A 15,070-nucleotide genomic window follows, 5' to 3' on the forward strand; every position below is an offset into this window, starting at 1 on the left:
GTTAAACCGAGAAGGAGTTGCCGCAGCCGCACGACGATTTGGCGACCGGATTTTTGATCTGGAACGAAGCGCCGATCATGTCTTCGACATAGTCGATCTGGGCACCGGCCAGCAATTCGAGCGAAGTTTCGTCGATCACAACCTTCGCGCCCTCGCGCTCGACCAAAAGGTCGCCCGCAGCTGCACGATCGTCGAACGTGAAGCCGTACTGGAAGCCCGAGCAACCGCCGCCCGAGACGGCGATGCGCAGCATCATGCCCTTGTGTTCCTCCTGGCTCAGGATGAACGCAATCCGGCGCGCGGCGGCGTCGGTGACGGCAAATTCGGCCGATTTTTCGGCAAGCGCTGTGTCGGACATTTAAAGGGCTCCTGTCTGCCGCTTAGAGTTAAGAATCGCTCGCGAAATGTCAATGGCACGCAAAATAGGGGTATTCGACATTGCGGTATGGCCAGCGCGACGTTAGCTTGCCCGCACGATGATCGGGACTGCCGCAATCGAGTCGAATTCCGCCCTGTTTCCGGCGGGTTCCGGGGGCAAAGCGGCCTTCGCTTGCCAGCCAGGGGCCAGCCGCGGACGCCGTTGGCCGGAAGCGCCCAGCGCGTTGCGTACGCCATTCCAGCGCGACCGCGACCGCGTGATCCATTCGACGGCTTTCCGCCGCCTCAAGCACAAGACCCAAGTGTTCGTGGCACCTGAGAGCGACCATTACCGCACGCGCCTCACGCACTCGCTGGAAGTCGCCCAGATCGCGCGCACGCTGGCACGCGCGCTCGGCCTCGACGAGGATCTGACCGAGTGCTTGGCACTCGCCCACGATCTCGGTCACACGCCGTTCGGCCATGCGGGGGAAGAAGCGCTTGATCTGGCGATGGCGGCCCATGGCGGCTTCAGCCACAACGCGCAGACTTTGCGCGTGCTGACCAAGCTCGAGCGGCGCCATATCGGGTTCGACGGGCTCAACCTCACCTTCGAAACGCTCGAGGGTATGGTCAAACACAACGGCCCGGTGCTGGCACCGTTTCCGGCGGCCATTGCCGAATACGCAGCCGACCACGATTTGGAGCTGCACAGCTACCCAAGTGCCGAAGCGCAGATCGCAGCCCTTGCCGACGATATCGCCTACAACGCGCACGATCTCGACGACGGTCTGCGCGCAGGCTTGTTTGCGCTTGGCGACCTCGCCGACATCGCGCTTGCTGGCCCCGTTTTGGCCGCAATCGAGAGGCAGCATCCAGGCATCGAACTGGGCCGCAAGGTCGGCGAATTGGTGCGCCGTCTGGTCGGCGCGATGGTCGAGGATCTGCTGGCCCAAACGAGTGCGAACATTGTCGCGATCCGCCCGGACTCGGTCGAAGCGGTGCGCAAGCTGCGCCGACCGCTCGCGGCGTTTTCGCCTGCCATGGTGGCGCAGATGGCTTCGTTGAAGAAATTTCTGTTCGAGCGCATGTATCGTCATCCGAGCGTTAAAGTCCGCACCGAACATGCGCGCCGCGTGGTGGCGTCTCTGTTTGCGCATTTCCATGCCGAGCCGCTTCTGCTGCCCGAACAATGGCGGGCGGTTGCGGCCGGCGCCGACCCGCAGCGTGCGGCGCGCGCCGTTGCCGACTACATTGCCGGCATGACCGACAATTTTGCCTTGGGCGAACATCGCCGACTGACTGGGGAAACTTGATGAACGTTTTTGCCGAATTCCATATCGCTTTGTCCGAAGCGCTCGGTGCTCTGGTGGCAGAAGGCAAGTTGCCGGCCGGCCTCGACCTGTCGCGCGCGGTTGTCGAGCCGCCGCGCGATCCCTCGCACGGCGATCTTTCGACCAATGCCGCCTTGGTGCTGGCCAAAGGGGCAGGGACCAAGCCGCGCGATGTGGCCGAACTGCTTGTCTCGAAGCTCGCCGCCGATCCGCGCGTTGCATCGACCTCGATCGCAGGCCCCGGCTTCGTCAATCTGCGTTTGAAGCCCGGCGTGTGGCGCGATCTCGTGCGCGCGATCCTCGCACTCGGCACGCGCTACGGCGAAAGCCGAATGGGCGCCGACAAAGCGGTCAATGTCGAATACGTCTCGGCCAATCCGACGGGGCCGATGCATGTCGGCCACTGCCGCGGTGCCGTGGTCGGCGATGCGCTCGCCTCGCTGTTGGCCAAAACCGGCCATGCGGTCACGCGCGAATACTACATCAACGACGCAGGCGCCCAGGTCGATACGCTCGCGCGCTCGGCGCACCTGCGCTATCGCGAAGCGCTTGGGCAGGAGATCGGCGCCATTCCGGAGGGCTTCTATCCGGGCGACTATTTGAAGCCGGTCGGCGCCAAACTTGCAGCCGAATTCGGCGACCGTTTCAAGACCGCCCCCGAAAGCGAATGGCTCGCCCCGTTCAAGGCCGCAACGATCGCGGCGATGATGGCGCTGATCCGCGAGGATTTGGCGGCTCTCGGCGTGCGCCATGCCGTGTTCACGAGCGAGCGCGACGACATTGTCGGGCGCGGGCGCGTAGAAGAGGCGATCGAACGGCTGAAGCTGCGCGATCTCGTTTACACGGGCGTGCTCGAGCCGCCTAAAGGCATGAAACCCGACGATTGGGAGCCGCGCCCGCAACTTTTGTTCAAGGCGACCGAGTTCGGCGACGACGTCGACCGGCCGCTCGCCAAATCGGACGGCAGCTGGACCTATTTCGCCGCCGATATGGCCTACCATCTCGACAAATACCGCCGCGGTTTCACGCGCCTTATCGACGTGTGGGGTGCGGACCATGGCGGCTACGTGAAGCGCGTCGATGCGGCCGTCAAAGCGCTGTCCGAGGGGCGTGCCACGTTCGAGGTCAAGCTCTGCCAGATGGTCAATCTGATGGACAAGGGCGAGCCCGTCAAAATGTCGAAGCGCGCGGGTACGTTCGTGACCTTGCGCGACGTCGTGGACGAGGTCGGAGCCGACGTCGTGCGCTTCGTGATGCTGACGCGCAAGCAGGATCAGCATCTCGATTTCGACTACGCCAAGGTGCGCGAGCAATCCAAAGAGAACCCGGTCTTCTATGTGCAGTACGCGCATGCGCGCCACCGCTCGGCCCTGCGCCAGGCGGAAGTTGCGTTCGAAGGCATCGACGCAAAAGACGCTACGCTCGCCAAAGCCGATCTCGACCTGCTCGGCTCGGACGAGGAGTTGGCATTGATCCGGCTGCTGTCGGGTTATCCGCGCATGCTCGAAGCGGCGGCCGAGGCGGGCGAACCGCATCGCGTAGCGTTCTGGCTCTACGATCTCGCCTCCGCGTTCCACACCTTGTGGACACGCGGCAACCACGAAACGGCGTTGCGCTTCGTCGTCCCCGACGACCGCAACATGACGCTTGCGCGCCTCGCCCTGCTGCGCGCGGTTGCGATAACAATCGCGTCGGGTCTCGAATTGCTTGGCGTCACGCCAGCCGAGGAGCTGCGCTAGGCGATGCTGCCCGAAGGTGCCAAACCCATTTTGAAGGCCGATGCCCCGCTGGGGGCCGCATCCGAGCGCACGGGTGCGGGGCAGGGGCGCAGCTGGGGCAAGCTGCTGGCCGGCGTGTTCGTGTTTGCGGTGGTGGTCGGTTTCGGCAGCCTGCTCGCCTATTTCTTCGTGCAGAATCGCGACGGTGCGCTTGAGCCCGCCGCGATTCCGGTCGTGCGCGCCGATCCGCGGCCGATGAAAATGCGCCCCGAAACGCCGGGCGGCATCGAAGTGCCGTTTCAAGATACGCAGATCTACGACCGAGTGGGCCAGCAATCGGCGGGTGCCGCTGCCCCGACCGGGCGGTCGGGCGCGCCGACCAGCGCCAATCGCCCGGTCGAGCGCCTGCTGCCAGGGCCCGAAGCGCCGTTGCCGCGCCCCACACCGCCGCCAGCCCCGGTGGCCTCGATCCCGACAACGCCCGACGTAGCCCCGCCGCCCAATGCCGTGGTCGTCGCACCGCCGCCGCCGCCGCCACCGGTCGCAACCGCGCGCCCAGCACCGGCACCGACCCCGCTTGCGAGCCCCGCACCGCCGCCGCCGGTTGCCGTTGCTCCGGCACCGGCGCCCACACCGGCCCCTGCGCCGCCGCTGCAAGCTGCGCAAACACGCCCGCCTGCACCCGCCCCAGCACCGGTCGCGGCTGCACCGGCTGGCGTTGCGCGCATCCAGCTTGCCTCGGTGCGAGCCGAGGCCGAAGCCCAGCGCGAATGGGCGCGGTTGTTGCGCCAGCATGGCGACGTGTTGGGCGGTCTTGCGCCCAGCTATACGAGTGCGGATTTGGGCGATCGCGGCGTCTATATCCGTTTGCAGGCCGGACCGTTCCCGATCCCCGAAGCGGCCCGCGCGGCATGCGAAACCTTGCGCGCGCGCGGGGTTGGATGCAACGTAGTGCGATGACGAACGAACGACGCCCCCTGGCGGCCATTTTCGGCTGCGCCGGCACCAAACTGAGTGCGGACGAAAAGCGCTTTTTCCGCGACGCCGATCCGCTGGGTTTCATCCTTTTCGCGCGCAACATCGAAACGCCGGCCGCCACGCGCGCGCTCGTGGCCGACATGCGCGACGCTGTGGGGCGCAGCGATGCGCCCGTGCTGATCGACCAGGAAGGTGGGCGCGTGTCGCGCCTCAAGCCGCCGCATTGGCGCAAAGCGCCGCCGGCGCAAACCTTCGTCGATCGTGCGGCCAAGCGCGGCCAGGCTGCCGCCCTTGCGGCCGTGCGCACCAATTTCCGCATGATCGCAGCCGAGCTCGCCGATCTTGGTATCGACGTCGATTGCGCGCCGGTTGCCGATGTGCCCGTTCCCGGCTCGCACGACGTGATCGGCGATCGCGCCTACGGCGCCGATCCCACGACGATCGGGCTCTATGCGCGCGCGGTTGCCGACGGGCTGCTCGCAGGCGGCGTGCTGCCGGTGGTCAAGCATTTGCCCGGCCACGGGCGCGCCTACGCCGACAGCCATATGGAATTGCCGGTCGTCGACACACCGCTCGCCGAGCTCGAGCGCACCGATTTCGTGCCGTTCAAGGCGCTGGCCGATCTGCCTTGGGGCATGACCGCGCATATTCGCTACTCCGCGATCGATGCCGCCAATCCCGCGACGATTTCGCGCACGATCATTCACGACACGATCCGCCGCACGATCGGCTTCAAGGGCCTCTTGCTGTCGGACGATCTTTCGATGCAGGCCCTGGCCGGAACCATGACAACGCGCACGACGGGCTGCCTTGTGGCGGGCTGCGATGCGGTGCTGCATTGCAACGGCAATTTCGCCGAGATGACCGAGATCGCTGCTGCCGCCCGTCCGCTCGACGAGGCGGCGATGGCGCGCATTGCTGCCGGCAATCGGCTACGGCACGAGCGCCGACAGGCGGATTTCGATCTGGCAGCTGCGGCCGCCGAGTTGCAAGCTTTTCTGGCCGCTTGAACGAATAGCAGGGGAAAACACATGCTCAAGATCTACGGCGTCTATCGCAGCCGTGCGACGCGCAACATTTGGCTTTGCGACGAGATGGGCGTGCCGTTCGAATCGGTACCTGTGATCCAAGCCAATCGTCTGGCCGATCCGCTTGCCCCCGGTGCGCCGCTCAACACGAAGTCACCGGCCTTTCTTGCGGTAAACCCGGCGGGGGCGATCCCGGCGATCGACGACGACGGGCTGGTTTTGGCCGAATCGCTCGCGATCAATCTCTATCTCGCGCGCAAACATGGCGGCCCGCTTGCCCCAGCGTCGATTGCCGAAGAAGGGCTGATGGCGCAGTGGACCTTGTGGGCCGGCACGATGGTCGAGCCGCACAGCATCAATATTCTCTACTACCGCGTCGCCAAGCCCGTGGCCGAGCGCGATCCCAAGATCGTCGATGCCGCGATCGCGGCTCTGCGCGGCCCGGTGGCGATGCTCGATGCAGCCCTAGCCAAGAGCGGTTTCGTCGTTGGCGGCCGCTTTACCGTGGCCGACATCAACGTAGCTGAGGTGCTGCGTTATGCGATGGCAGCCCCCGAATTGTTCGAGGGGGTGCCCAAGGTCAAAGCCTGGCTTGCCGCCTGCCATGCGCGTCCGGCCTTCAAAGCGATGATGGCGAAACGTGAATTGGAGCCGGTGTAACAAATTTCATACATCGATCGAGGTACCGAGGTCCGTATTTGCAATTTGCCGATTATGTCGATTTGCAGTATTATTTCATTGAAAAACATGGAGGATTTACATATGGCCCAAGCAGAACTCACAGCTCGCGACGTCATGAGCGCCAAACTCGTGTCAATTGCTCCTGATGTCAATGTACAGATTGCCGCTAAGCTCATGCTCAAGCGCAAGGTCAGCGCGCTGCTTGTTCTGGACCGCAAGCGCCGCCTGCTCGGCATTTGCAGCGAAGGCGACCTTGTTCACCGCACCGAACTGGGGTCGCGAAAGAAGGGCTCGTGGTGGCTCAACCTCGTTACGCGCGACCGCGACATGGCTCGCGACTATGCGCGGGCTTTCGGGCGGCGCGTCTCCGACGCTATGACGCGGCACGTCGTCAGCATCGATCCAAAGACACCACTTTCGAGCATCGTTGCGTTGATGGACGAGCACAAGATCAAGCGCCTTCCGGTTATCGATGACGGGCGTGTTGTCGGCGTCGTGTCGCGCGCCGACTTGCTGACAGCTCTCGTGCGCGTCGCCGGCAAAGCTGCGGTCGAGAAGGGACTGAGCGACGTCGAAGCCTTGGGCGAGATCCGCAGGCGTATGGGCAAAGAAAGCTGGGCCGGGGCTACGCTTGTCAGCGTGTCGGTACGACAGGGCGTGGCGACCTTCGTTGGCGTTGTTGCAGCATCGGCCCAGCGCGATGCGCTGCGCGCCCTTGCCGAGGCCGTCCCCGGCATTCGCCGCATCGACGATACGAAACTGATCGTCGATAAAGCCGCAACAGCCTTGATGCATTCTTTGCCGTTGCCGATCAGGCGATAGACGTTGGCTTTATAAGTATTGCGAAAACAGATACATAAGTCGACAAGCTGAGCATTTGCTTCGGCTTTTCGGTGTCTGTGGATAAGGTCACGCTTCCGTCGTACCGAGCCATGCTGTATCCAAAAAACAGCTTGTTTTCTCGAGTCGCATCGGCAAAACCATGCGCACTCGTACCAACCCTTGCTTTGCGGCCTCGCCGAAAGCAAACGTAACACCGTAGGATCGCCTGGCAAAACTTTGAAACAACAAGCAAAGCCAGGAAGAATTGATGACTGAACCGGCCGCAACAGACTTCGAACAGGACCCTGAACGCCGCACCGTCGTGCGCGAGGACGGCACGTTTGTGCTGAATCTCGGCGCCTATGACGGGCCGATCGACCTGTTGTTGGGATTGGCGCGCGATCAAAAGCTCGATTTGACGCGCATTTCGATTTTGGCTTTGGCCGAGCAGTATCTAGCCTATATCGCCGCCGCTCGGCGCTTGCGGCTCGAGATTGCGGCCGACTATCTCGTGATGGCGGCGTGGCTTGCCTTCCTCAAATCGAAATTGCTGCTGCCGCCGATCCCCGAAGAGCCGGAGCCCGAGCCCACCGCCGCCCAAATGGAAGCGGCGCTGCGCTATCAGCTCCAGCGGTTGCAGGCCATGCAGGAGGCGGGGGCGCGGCTCTATGCGCGCGGCGTGCTGGGGCGCGACGTGTTCGGGCGTGGCATGCCGGAAGGCACACCAGTCGATACGACCGAAGTGTGGGACGTGAAGCTCGTCGAGGTCTTGCGCGCCTATGCCGAGTACCGCACGCGCGTGGACAAGCCCGTCTTGCGCATCGTTGCGACCGAGCTCGACACGATGGAAGCGGCCATCGAGCGCCTGTCGTCCATGCTCGGCACCATGAATATCCCGGACTGGACCACGCTGCAGTCGTTCCTGCCGAGCGACTTGCGCGACGACACGGTCGGCCGCTCGCACGTGGCCGCCACCTTGTCCGCTACGCTCGAGCTTGTGCGCACAGGCCGTCTGCAAATCCGGCAGGACAGCACGTTCGGGCCCATCTATCTGCGCCGGCCGCCGGAAAACCCGATCGCCGAATTCCCCGTCGACAGGACGCCGCAATGACCGCCTCGCCGAACCACGCTCAAGTCGAAGAACCTGAAATCACCGAAACGCCGGAAGCCGCCGAGGCGCCCGAAACCGCCGAAGCGGTCGAAGCGCCGGCTGCGGCTGAGGGTTCGGGCGAGGCCGCACCGGATGCCGCGTTTGCGGCCGACGAATTGCCGCCAGAGGAGTTGCACGCCCAAGCCTTGCGCGTCGTCGAAGCGCTGATCTTTGCATCAGCCGAGGCCTTGACGGTGCGCGAGATTTCCAAGCGCTTGCCCAAGAGCGTGGATGTCAAAGCCATCTTGGCCGAACTTGAGGCGCATTACGCACCGCGCGGTGTCAATCTCGTGCGCATTGCGGGCAAGGTTGCGTTCCGCACCGCTGCGGATATTGCCGACCGTCTCAAGATCGAGCGCGTACAGACGCGCAAATTGAGCCGTGCGGCCCTCGAAACGCTGGCAATTATTGCTTATCAAACAGCTGAGGATCGCCCGGTAACGCGCTCTGAAATAGAAGAAATTCGCGGCGTTGCCTTGTCCAAAGGTACGCTCGAAGTTCTGATGGAGGCCGAATTTGTCGGCCCTAAAGGCAACCGCGAAACGCCGGGTCGCCCGGTGACCTATGCCGTCACCGATCGCTTCCTTGAGCATTTTGGCCTCGATAGCATCAAATCGCTGCCGGGCCTCAAAGAGCTGCGCGATTTGGGCTTGCTCGATACGCGGCCGGCCGTCAGCGCCTACAGCGAGGACAGCGGCCTGTCCGTCCTGCCCGAAATGGGCGAGGCGGCCGAAGCCGAGACGGGCCCGATCGATGACCGCGAGATGGCAGCCGAAGACGCCGAACCGGCCGAGCCGGACATCGCGCAAGCCGAAGAAGCAGCGGTCGAGACGCCGCCGCAGCCCGAACGGCCTTAATCCTCGGCCAAATGTCGCGCGCAACAGCCCCAGAGATCGGCAACCCGTCGCCGGGCCTCGAGATGCGCGGCGTGTCGCATCGGTTCGGCGCGCAGCGTGTTCTGAACGACGTATCGCTTTCCGTCGCACCCGGCGAATTGCTGTGCCTGCTGGGACCCTCGGGATGCGGCAAAAGCACGCTGCTGCGCATCGCCGCCGGGCTCGAAACCTTGCAGGAAGGTAGCGTGCTGCTCGACGGCATGTCGATCGCCGAGCCAGGGGCGGCGGTCCCGCCCGAACAGCGCGGCATTGGGCTCGTCTTCCAGGATTACGCGCTGTTTCCGCATCTGAATGTCGTGGACAATGTCGCCTTTGGCCTTGCCGGGTGGCCGGCCGCCGCCCGCAAAGCGCGTGTGGCGGAGATCCTGGCTTCGGTCGGCATGGCCGAGCAGGCGCAGGCGTGGCCGCACACCTTGTCGGGCGGGCAGCAGCAGCGTGTGGCATTGGCGCGCGCACTTGCACCCAAGCCACGCGTGGTGCTCATGGACGAGCCGTTCTCCGGCCTCGATGCGCGGCTGCGTGAGGCAATCCGTGACGATACGCTGCATGTCTTGAAGCGCAGCGGGGCCGCGACCTTGATGGTCACGCACGACCCCGAAGAGGCGATGTTTATGGCCGACCGCGTTGCGGTCATGCAGGCCGGGCACATCGAGCAGGATGCGGCCCCCGAGCGCGTCTATGCAGCACCTGCCAGCGCGTTCGTCGCGCGGTTTTTCGGCCAAACCAACGAATATCGCGCAATCGTGGCGGGCGGGGTCGCGCAGACGCCCCTGGGGCCGGTCGCCGCCGACGGTTTTGCGGACGGCACCGCCGTCTGCGTGCTCGTGCGGCCCGAGGGTATCCGCCTGTCGCCGACGGCCGAGACGGGGGCACCCGCCAAGGTGATCGCGGCCCGCCTGCTCGGGCGCTCGTCTTGGATACATCTGTGCCTTGGGACGGCGGGCGCTGAAGAAGCCAAGGACCATCAGCATCTGCATGCGCGGGCGCCTGGCCGCTTCCTGCCGCCCGAGGGCGACGTGGTCGGCATTGAAATCGATCCTTCACAAGTCTTTGTTTTCGAAATGCACGACACCATGTAAGCAATTGCGACCGCACGCCGGATCGGTTGCGGCAGACGCAAGGGTCTGCCACACTCCGGCCCGAATTTGGCCCGATCATGTGGCAAGGCGCAGTCGGGCGCTGAAATCATGGGAGCGTTTTCGATGGGTATGACAAGCATTTGGCATTGGTTGATCCTGCTCGTGGTCGTGCTGCTGCTGTTCGGTGCAGGCAAGATCCCGAAGCTGATGGGCGACATGGCGTCGGGCATCAAGGCCTTCAAGAAGGGCATGAAGGACGACGAAGCCCCGGCTGAGACGGCGGCCGCAACACCGAGCCAGACAGCCCAAGTTACGGCAGCGCCGTCGGTTTCGGCACAGACCGCCGAAAAGCCGAAGGTTTGAGCCCGGCAGAAGATCTGCCGAGCTGTCGGCGCGCGGGGGCGACATGCTGGATCTGAGCTGGGGCGAAATCGTGGTGATCGGAACGGTCGCCGTGATTTTTATTGGCCCCAAGGAGCTGCCGGGAGCCTTGCGCACGCTTGGCCATTGGGTTGGCAAGGCGCGCACGATGGCGCGCGAGTTCCAGAACAATGTCGACGACATGATCCGCGAAGCCGATCTCGACGAGGTTAAAAAGCAGGTCCAGTCGGCGCAGAGCCTCGCCAGCGGCGGCATCAGCACTGCGATCCAGAACACGATCGACCCCAAGGGCGAGCTCAAATCGCAGGTCGAAACTGCTTTGGCGCCGCCGCCGGCTTTGGCCGCACCCACGCCCGAATCGACCTTGCCGCCGGCACCTGTACTTGCCGAGGCGCCGAGATCGCCGGACGCTGCCGTGCCGGCGCAGATTCCGCCGCTGCCGCCCGAAGCCTCCAAACAAAGCGCATAGTCCGCCGTGGCCGAAGATATCGACGACAAAAAAATGCCGCTGATGGAGCATCTGGTCGAGTTGCGCCAGCGGCTGCTCTATTCGATCGTCGCATTCTTCGTGGCCTTCATCGTCGCCTACCAGTTCCACCAGCCGATCTTCAATTTTCTCGTCCAGCCGCTGAACCATGTGTTCGAGGGCCAGGCCGGGCGGCGAATGATCTTCACGGCCCCGACCGAGGCGTTTTTCACCTACATCAAGGTCGCGTTTTTTGCAGGCATTTGCCTCTCGTTCCCGATCATCGCGAACCAGCTGTGGAAGTTCGTTGCCCCCGGACTTTACAAGCACGAACGCAACGCGTTCCTGCCGTTCCTGGTCGCAACGCCAGTCATGTTCACGCTCGGCGCGACGCTGCTCTATTACGGCGTGCTGCCGGTCGCGATGAAGTTCTTCGCCTCGTTCGAAATGCCGGCGGGCGAGGGGGCGTTGCCGATCCAGCTTGAAGCCAAGATGAGCGAGTATCTTTCGCTCGTGATGACGCTGATCCTTGCTTTCGGCATCAGCTTCCAGCTGCCGGTTCTGCTGCTGCTTCTCGTGCGCGTGGGCATTCTCTCGGCCAAAACCTTGGCGCAGAAACGCCGCTACGCGGTCGTCGGCGTCGTGGCGTTTGCGGGCATCGTCACGCCGCCCGACGTGTTCAGCCAATTGTCGCTCGCAGTGCCGATGTATCTGCTCTACGAGGCATCGATCTGGATCGGCTATCTGATCGAGAAGAAGCGCGCCGCGTCCGACACTGAGGAAGCGCCCACTGAGACGACGCCATCCGCTCCGGCAGCGGCGGCCCCCGCCTCAACTGCGACAACAGCAACCACCGCTGTGGCGGTCGCGGCGGGCGTGCCCGAGACCGATTTCAACGCGTCTCGTTAAGCCGTTCAATCCACTCGATATTTGCCGATCTGTGGACACCCGACTCGGGGCACCCGTATAACGGTCGCACTCGATTCGTCGCTCGATTCGCGATTTTGCGCCGTGCGGCCAGCGGGTTGTCAAGGATCTGGATGTTCGGCAAGCCCATCGACCTTGCAAAAGCGCGGATCCTCGTCTGCAACGACGACGGGATCGACGCGGCGGGCATTGCCTTGCTCGAGAAGACCGCACGAAAGCTGTGCGCCGACGTATGGGTCGTCGCCCCTGAGACCGAGCAAAGTGCGGTCAGCCACTCGCTGACAATCCGCCGCCCGTTGCGCGTGCGCCAACTCGGGCCCAAGCGCTTTGCTGTCGATGGCACGCCGACCGACAGCGTGATGCTGGCCCTTCAAGAGATCATGCGCGACAACCCGCCGACCCTGTGTCTGTCGGGCATCAATCGCGGCGGCAATCTTGCCGACGACGTGACCTATTCGGGCACGATCGCGGCGGCCATGGAAGCCACCATCTTGGGCGTGCCGGCGATCGCTTTGTCGCAGGTCGTTGCAGGCCCGCATCCGATCAAGTGGCAAACGGCCGCACACTTTGCGGGCGGCATCATTGCGAAGCTTGCGTCCGTGGGCTGGCCGCAAAACGTGCTGATGAACGTCAATTTCCCGGACGTGGCGCACGCCAAGGTGCGCGGCACAGTGCGCGCCACGCAAGGGCGCTACAAAACGTCCGACGACATCGTGCGCAACACCGATCCGCGCGGTCAGGCCTACTACTGGATCGGGGCGGCCGTGCGCGGCCACGACGAGCGCAAAGGCACCGACATCTGGGCGACCGACCGCGGCTACAACACGGTCACGCCGTTGCATCTCGACCTCACGCACCGCGCCATGCACAAAACGCTTGGCCGCCATTTCGGGGACGCCGCATGAGCACGCCCAACCATCGCATCCGCCTGCTGATGGACCTGCGTGCGGCCGGCATCGGCGACACGGCCGTGCTGTCGGCGATCGAACGCGTGCCGCGCGAGGCGTTCGTGCCGCCAACCTTCCGCGACCGCGCTTACGAAGACGCCGCCCTGCCGATCGGCCACGCGCAGACGCTGTCGCGCCCCTCGGTCGTGGGGCTGATGAGCCAAGCGCTCGAAGCAGGCCCGCGCATGAAGGTGCTCGAGATCGGCACGGGCTCGGGCTACCAGACATGCGTGCTGGCACGCATGGTGCGTCGCGTCTACACGATCGAGCGCCATCGCGAGCTGATGCAGGAAGCCGAGGCGCGTTTCAAAGCGCTGCGTATCCACAACGTCACGACAAAGTTCGGCGACGGCTGGCAGGGCTGGGGCGCCCAAGCGCCGTTCGAGCGTATCATCGTAACGGCAGCACCCAGCGAAATTCCCGGTACATTGATCGACCAGCTCGCCGAGGGCGGCGTGATGGTGCTGCCCGTTGGGCGCGAGAAACGTACGCAAAGCCTGATCCGCGTGCGCAAAATCGATGGCCGTGCCACCATCGAGGAACTCGACGCCGTGCGATTCGTGCCGATGGTGGCAGGATTGCCGTCGTAAGGGCAGGAGGCCCATGCCGGCGCGTTCGTTTCGTATTTTGCTTTGCGGTGCAGCACTCGCCGCATTGGCTGCTTGCGCGCGCAGCGGCCCGCCGGCCCCGGTTACGATCGGCAGTGCACAGCCGCCGGCAGCAAACGCTGCCCGCACGGCCGCACCTGCCACACCGATCGCCCCAGGCTCGGCCTATATCGTGCGCGACGGCGACACGCTGTTCACGGTCGCGCGACGTGCAGGCGTGCCGACGCGTGCCTTGATCGATGCCAACCGCCTCAATCCGCCTTACGCGCTTGAGCCCGGCACGCGCCTTTCAATCCCGAATGTGAATGTGCACGAGGTGCGCAGCGGCGACACGGTCTCGCAGTTGGCGCAGCGCTACGGCGTGCCGATGCGCGAGCTTGTGCGCGTAAACGCAATCGAGCCGCCCTATACGATCCGTGTGGGCCAGCGTCTCGTGATCCCGGAAACCGCGCGGCCAGAAAGCGTGCGCAATGTCGTGCCGACTCCGGCACCTGCACCCGCCGTTGCCGCCGTGGCGCCGCCACCGCCTCAGCCGCCATCTCAGCCGCAGACGGTCGTTTCAAATCCCGCTCCAGCGCCGCAAGCTGCGACGGCACCTGCAGCACCTGCGCCTGCACCGCAGATTGCGTCCGTGCCGCCCGCCGCCGCATCTGTCCCACCGCCGGCTCCTGCAAATCCGCCGGCGGCACCGGCCGGCAGCGACACGGCTGTCTCAGCCGGGCGCATGCTGTGGCCCGTGCGCGGCGTGGTGACATCCGATTTCGGCCCCAAGCCGGGCGGCTTGCAGAACGACGGCGTGAATATCGCCGCCCCGCGCGGCACGCCGTTTCGTGCGGCCGAAAGCGGCGTTGTGATCTATGCCGGCAACGAGTTGCGCGGCTTCGGCAATCTGCTGCTGCTGCGCCACGAAGGCGGCATTGTGACCGCCTATGCGCATGCCGACGAATTATTGGTCCAGCGCGGCGATCAGGTGCGGCGCGGGCAGACGATCGGGCGGGTCGGGGCGACCGGCAACGTGACGACGCCGCAGCTGCATTTCGAGGTGCGCCGCGGCACGCGCGCGGTCAATCCGATCGAGTTTCTGGGATCGGTCTCGGCAGCCAACTGAGCTTTGCGCGGCGCGTTGACTCGACAGCTCTAAAGTGCAATTCTATCCATCGCATGCAGAATGCATGCGCGATCGGATGGAGAATGCCCATGAGCGATCTTCTTGTTCTTCGCGATCTTGTGTCTGCTTCACGCGCATCTGCGCCCAAGGTTTCTGCGCTAAAGCCCGAGCCCGCCGCCAAACCGCCTGAAAAGCCCGTCGCAAAACCGGCCGATGATACGGTCGAATTGCCGTCGGCCGAGGCCAGAATTGCGTCGTGGGCCGAAGCCAGCCGCAACGATCCGCTGGTGCTGCGCTTGGCCGAAACGGCGCGCCAAATGCGTGCCGAGTACTTGGCCACGATCCGCGATCTGCGCGATCCGCTTGCGGACTGGCAGATCCGTGCTGTACGCGACAAATCAAATCCGGGTGCTGTCAGCTACGAGCTGTCACGCCGATCGGGGGCACCGGGCAAGGCCCTTATCACGCCGGGCCCGAACGGAGCGCGCGATGCGACGATCGTGATTTCCGAATACAGCCCGTCGCTGTTTCGCGCCGCGGGTTTTGTGCTGGGCGCATTGCAGAACGGGCGCTTGGCAGGGCTTTGAACG

General features: G+C 64.5%; 17 protein-coding genes. 16 read left to right on the forward strand and 1 reads right to left on the reverse strand.

What is annotated here, in order from left to right; all coding sequences use genetic code 11:
* Position 1: 1 nt before the first annotated feature.
* Positions 2-358 (reverse strand): iron-sulfur cluster insertion protein ErpA, encoded by a 357-nt coding sequence (gene erpA, locus O9320_11870; protein ID MCZ8311548.1) that lies wholly within the window; start codon positions 356-358, stop codon positions 2-4.
* A 118-nt stretch (positions 359-476) separates the two neighbouring features.
* Between erpA and O9320_11875 the strand changes: the two genes are divergently transcribed.
* From O9320_11875 to O9320_11950, 16 genes are all read left to right on the forward strand, one after another.
* The gene (locus O9320_11875; GenBank protein ID MCZ8311549.1) at positions 477-1,673 is read left to right on the forward strand and encodes a deoxyguanosinetriphosphate triphosphohydrolase; all 1,197 of its coding nucleotides are present in this window, start codon (positions 477-479) and stop codon (positions 1,671-1,673) included.
* Positions 1,673-3,430, forward strand: coding sequence for an arginine--tRNA ligase (argS, locus tag O9320_11880; protein MCZ8311550.1), 1,758 nt, complete (start codon positions 1,673-1,675; stop codon positions 3,428-3,430). Before O9320_11875 ends, argS begins: the two co-directional genes overlap by 1 nt.
* Positions 3,431-3,433: 3 nt before the next feature.
* Positions 3,434-4,369, forward strand: a complete 936-nt coding sequence (locus tag O9320_11885) for an SPOR domain-containing protein (GenBank protein MCZ8311551.1) — start codon at positions 3,434-3,436, stop codon at positions 4,367-4,369.
* Positions 4,366-5,397, forward strand: a complete 1,032-nt coding sequence (gene nagZ, locus O9320_11890) for a beta-N-acetylhexosaminidase (protein ID MCZ8311552.1) — start codon at positions 4,366-4,368, stop codon at positions 5,395-5,397. The genes O9320_11885 and nagZ overlap by 4 nt, the downstream gene beginning before the upstream one ends.
* 21 nt (positions 5,398-5,418) lie before the next feature.
* On the forward strand, positions 5,419-6,075 hold the full coding sequence (locus O9320_11895; GenBank protein MCZ8311553.1) for a glutathione S-transferase family protein: 657 nt from the start codon (positions 5,419-5,421) through the stop codon (positions 6,073-6,075).
* Positions 6,076-6,177: 102 nt separating this feature from the next.
* On the forward strand, positions 6,178-6,918 hold the full coding sequence (locus O9320_11900; protein MCZ8311554.1) for a CBS domain-containing protein: 741 nt from the start codon (positions 6,178-6,180) through the stop codon (positions 6,916-6,918).
* Positions 6,919-7,186: 268 nt separating this feature from the next.
* Positions 7,187-8,029, forward strand: a complete 843-nt coding sequence (locus O9320_11905) for a ScpA family protein (protein MCZ8311555.1) — start codon at positions 7,187-7,189, stop codon at positions 8,027-8,029.
* Positions 8,026-8,925: an SMC-Scp complex subunit ScpB gene (gene scpB, locus O9320_11910; protein MCZ8311556.1), complete on the forward strand. Its 900-nt coding sequence runs from the start codon at positions 8,026-8,028 to the stop codon at positions 8,923-8,925. Before O9320_11905 ends, scpB begins: the two co-directional genes overlap by 4 nt.
* Before the next feature lie 11 nt (positions 8,926-8,936).
* A complete protein-coding gene (locus tag O9320_11915) occupies positions 8,937-10,043 on the forward strand; it encodes an ABC transporter ATP-binding protein (GenBank protein MCZ8311557.1) in 1,107 nt (368 codons plus the stop codon).
* Positions 10,044-10,166: 123 nt separating this feature from the next.
* Positions 10,167-10,406 (forward strand): twin-arginine translocase TatA/TatE family subunit, encoded by a 240-nt coding sequence (locus O9320_11920; protein ID MCZ8311558.1) that lies wholly within the window; start codon positions 10,167-10,169, stop codon positions 10,404-10,406.
* A 43-nt stretch (positions 10,407-10,449) separates the two neighbouring features.
* On the forward strand, positions 10,450-10,893 hold the full coding sequence (gene tatB, locus O9320_11925; GenBank protein MCZ8311559.1) for a Sec-independent protein translocase protein TatB: 444 nt from the start codon (positions 10,450-10,452) through the stop codon (positions 10,891-10,893).
* A gap of 6 nt (positions 10,894-10,899) precedes the next feature.
* Positions 10,900-11,799, forward strand: coding sequence for a twin-arginine translocase subunit TatC (gene tatC, locus O9320_11930; GenBank protein ID MCZ8311560.1), 900 nt, complete (start codon positions 10,900-10,902; stop codon positions 11,797-11,799).
* 131 nt (positions 11,800-11,930) lie between these two features.
* Positions 11,931-12,722, forward strand: a complete 792-nt coding sequence (surE, locus tag O9320_11935; GenBank protein ID MCZ8311561.1) for a 5'/3'-nucleotidase SurE — start codon at positions 11,931-11,933, stop codon at positions 12,720-12,722.
* A complete protein-coding gene (locus O9320_11940) occupies positions 12,719-13,354 on the forward strand; it encodes a protein-L-isoaspartate(D-aspartate) O-methyltransferase (protein ID MCZ8311562.1) in 636 nt (211 codons plus the stop codon). The genes surE and O9320_11940 overlap by 4 nt, the downstream gene beginning before the upstream one ends.
* 13 nt (positions 13,355-13,367) lie before the next feature.
* Positions 13,368-14,480, forward strand: coding sequence for a LysM peptidoglycan-binding domain-containing M23 family metallopeptidase (locus O9320_11945; protein MCZ8311563.1), 1,113 nt, complete (start codon positions 13,368-13,370; stop codon positions 14,478-14,480).
* A gap of 89 nt (positions 14,481-14,569) precedes the next feature.
* The gene (locus O9320_11950; protein ID MCZ8311564.1) at positions 14,570-15,067 is read left to right on the forward strand and encodes a hypothetical protein; all 498 of its coding nucleotides are present in this window, start codon (positions 14,570-14,572) and stop codon (positions 15,065-15,067) included.
* The last annotated feature ends 3 nt before the right edge of the window (positions 15,068-15,070 follow it).

The organism is Magnetospirillum sp. (assembly GCA_027532905.1).
GTDB lineage: Bacteria > Pseudomonadota > Alphaproteobacteria > CACIAM-22H2 > CACIAM-22H2 > Tagaea.

Bases quoted from the DNA above. Each gene is read 5' to 3' on its own strand.
- O9320_11900 (MCZ8311554.1), top strand. From the start codon at position 6,178: ATGGCCCAAGCAGAACTCACAGCTCGCGACGTCATGAGCGCCAAACTC.
- O9320_11945 (MCZ8311563.1), top strand. From the start codon at position 13,368: ATGCCGGCGCGTTCGTTTCGTATTTTGCTTTGCGGTGCAGCACTCGCC.
- O9320_11905 (MCZ8311555.1), top strand. From the start codon at position 7,187: ATGACTGAACCGGCCGCAACAGACTTCGAACAGGACCCTGAACGCCGC.
- O9320_11875 (MCZ8311549.1), top strand. From the start codon at position 477: ATGATCGGGACTGCCGCAATCGAGTCGAATTCCGCCCTGTTTCCGGCG.
- O9320_11915 (MCZ8311557.1), top strand. From the start codon at position 8,937: ATGTCGCGCGCAACAGCCCCAGAGATCGGCAACCCGTCGCCGGGCCTC.
- surE (MCZ8311561.1), top strand. From the start codon at position 11,931: ATGTTCGGCAAGCCCATCGACCTTGCAAAAGCGCGGATCCTCGTCTGC.
- tatB (MCZ8311559.1), top strand. From the start codon at position 10,450: ATGCTGGATCTGAGCTGGGGCGAAATCGTGGTGATCGGAACGGTCGCC.
- argS (MCZ8311550.1), top strand. From the start codon at position 1,673: ATGAACGTTTTTGCCGAATTCCATATCGCTTTGTCCGAAGCGCTCGGT.
- scpB (MCZ8311556.1), top strand. From the start codon at position 8,026: ATGACCGCCTCGCCGAACCACGCTCAAGTCGAAGAACCTGAAATCACC.
- O9320_11940 (MCZ8311562.1), top strand. From the start codon at position 12,719: ATGAGCACGCCCAACCATCGCATCCGCCTGCTGATGGACCTGCGTGCG.
- O9320_11920 (MCZ8311558.1), top strand. From the start codon at position 10,167: ATGGGTATGACAAGCATTTGGCATTGGTTGATCCTGCTCGTGGTCGTG.
- O9320_11895 (MCZ8311553.1), top strand. From the start codon at position 5,419: ATGCTCAAGATCTACGGCGTCTATCGCAGCCGTGCGACGCGCAACATT.
- O9320_11950 (MCZ8311564.1), top strand. From the start codon at position 14,570: ATGAGCGATCTTCTTGTTCTTCGCGATCTTGTGTCTGCTTCACGCGCA.
- erpA (MCZ8311548.1), bottom strand. From the start codon at position 358: ATGTCCGACACAGCGCTTGCCGAAAAATCGGCCGAATTTGCCGTCACC.
- nagZ (MCZ8311552.1), top strand. From the start codon at position 4,366: ATGACGAACGAACGACGCCCCCTGGCGGCCATTTTCGGCTGCGCCGGC.
- O9320_11885 (MCZ8311551.1), top strand. From the start codon at position 3,434: ATGCTGCCCGAAGGTGCCAAACCCATTTTGAAGGCCGATGCCCCGCTG.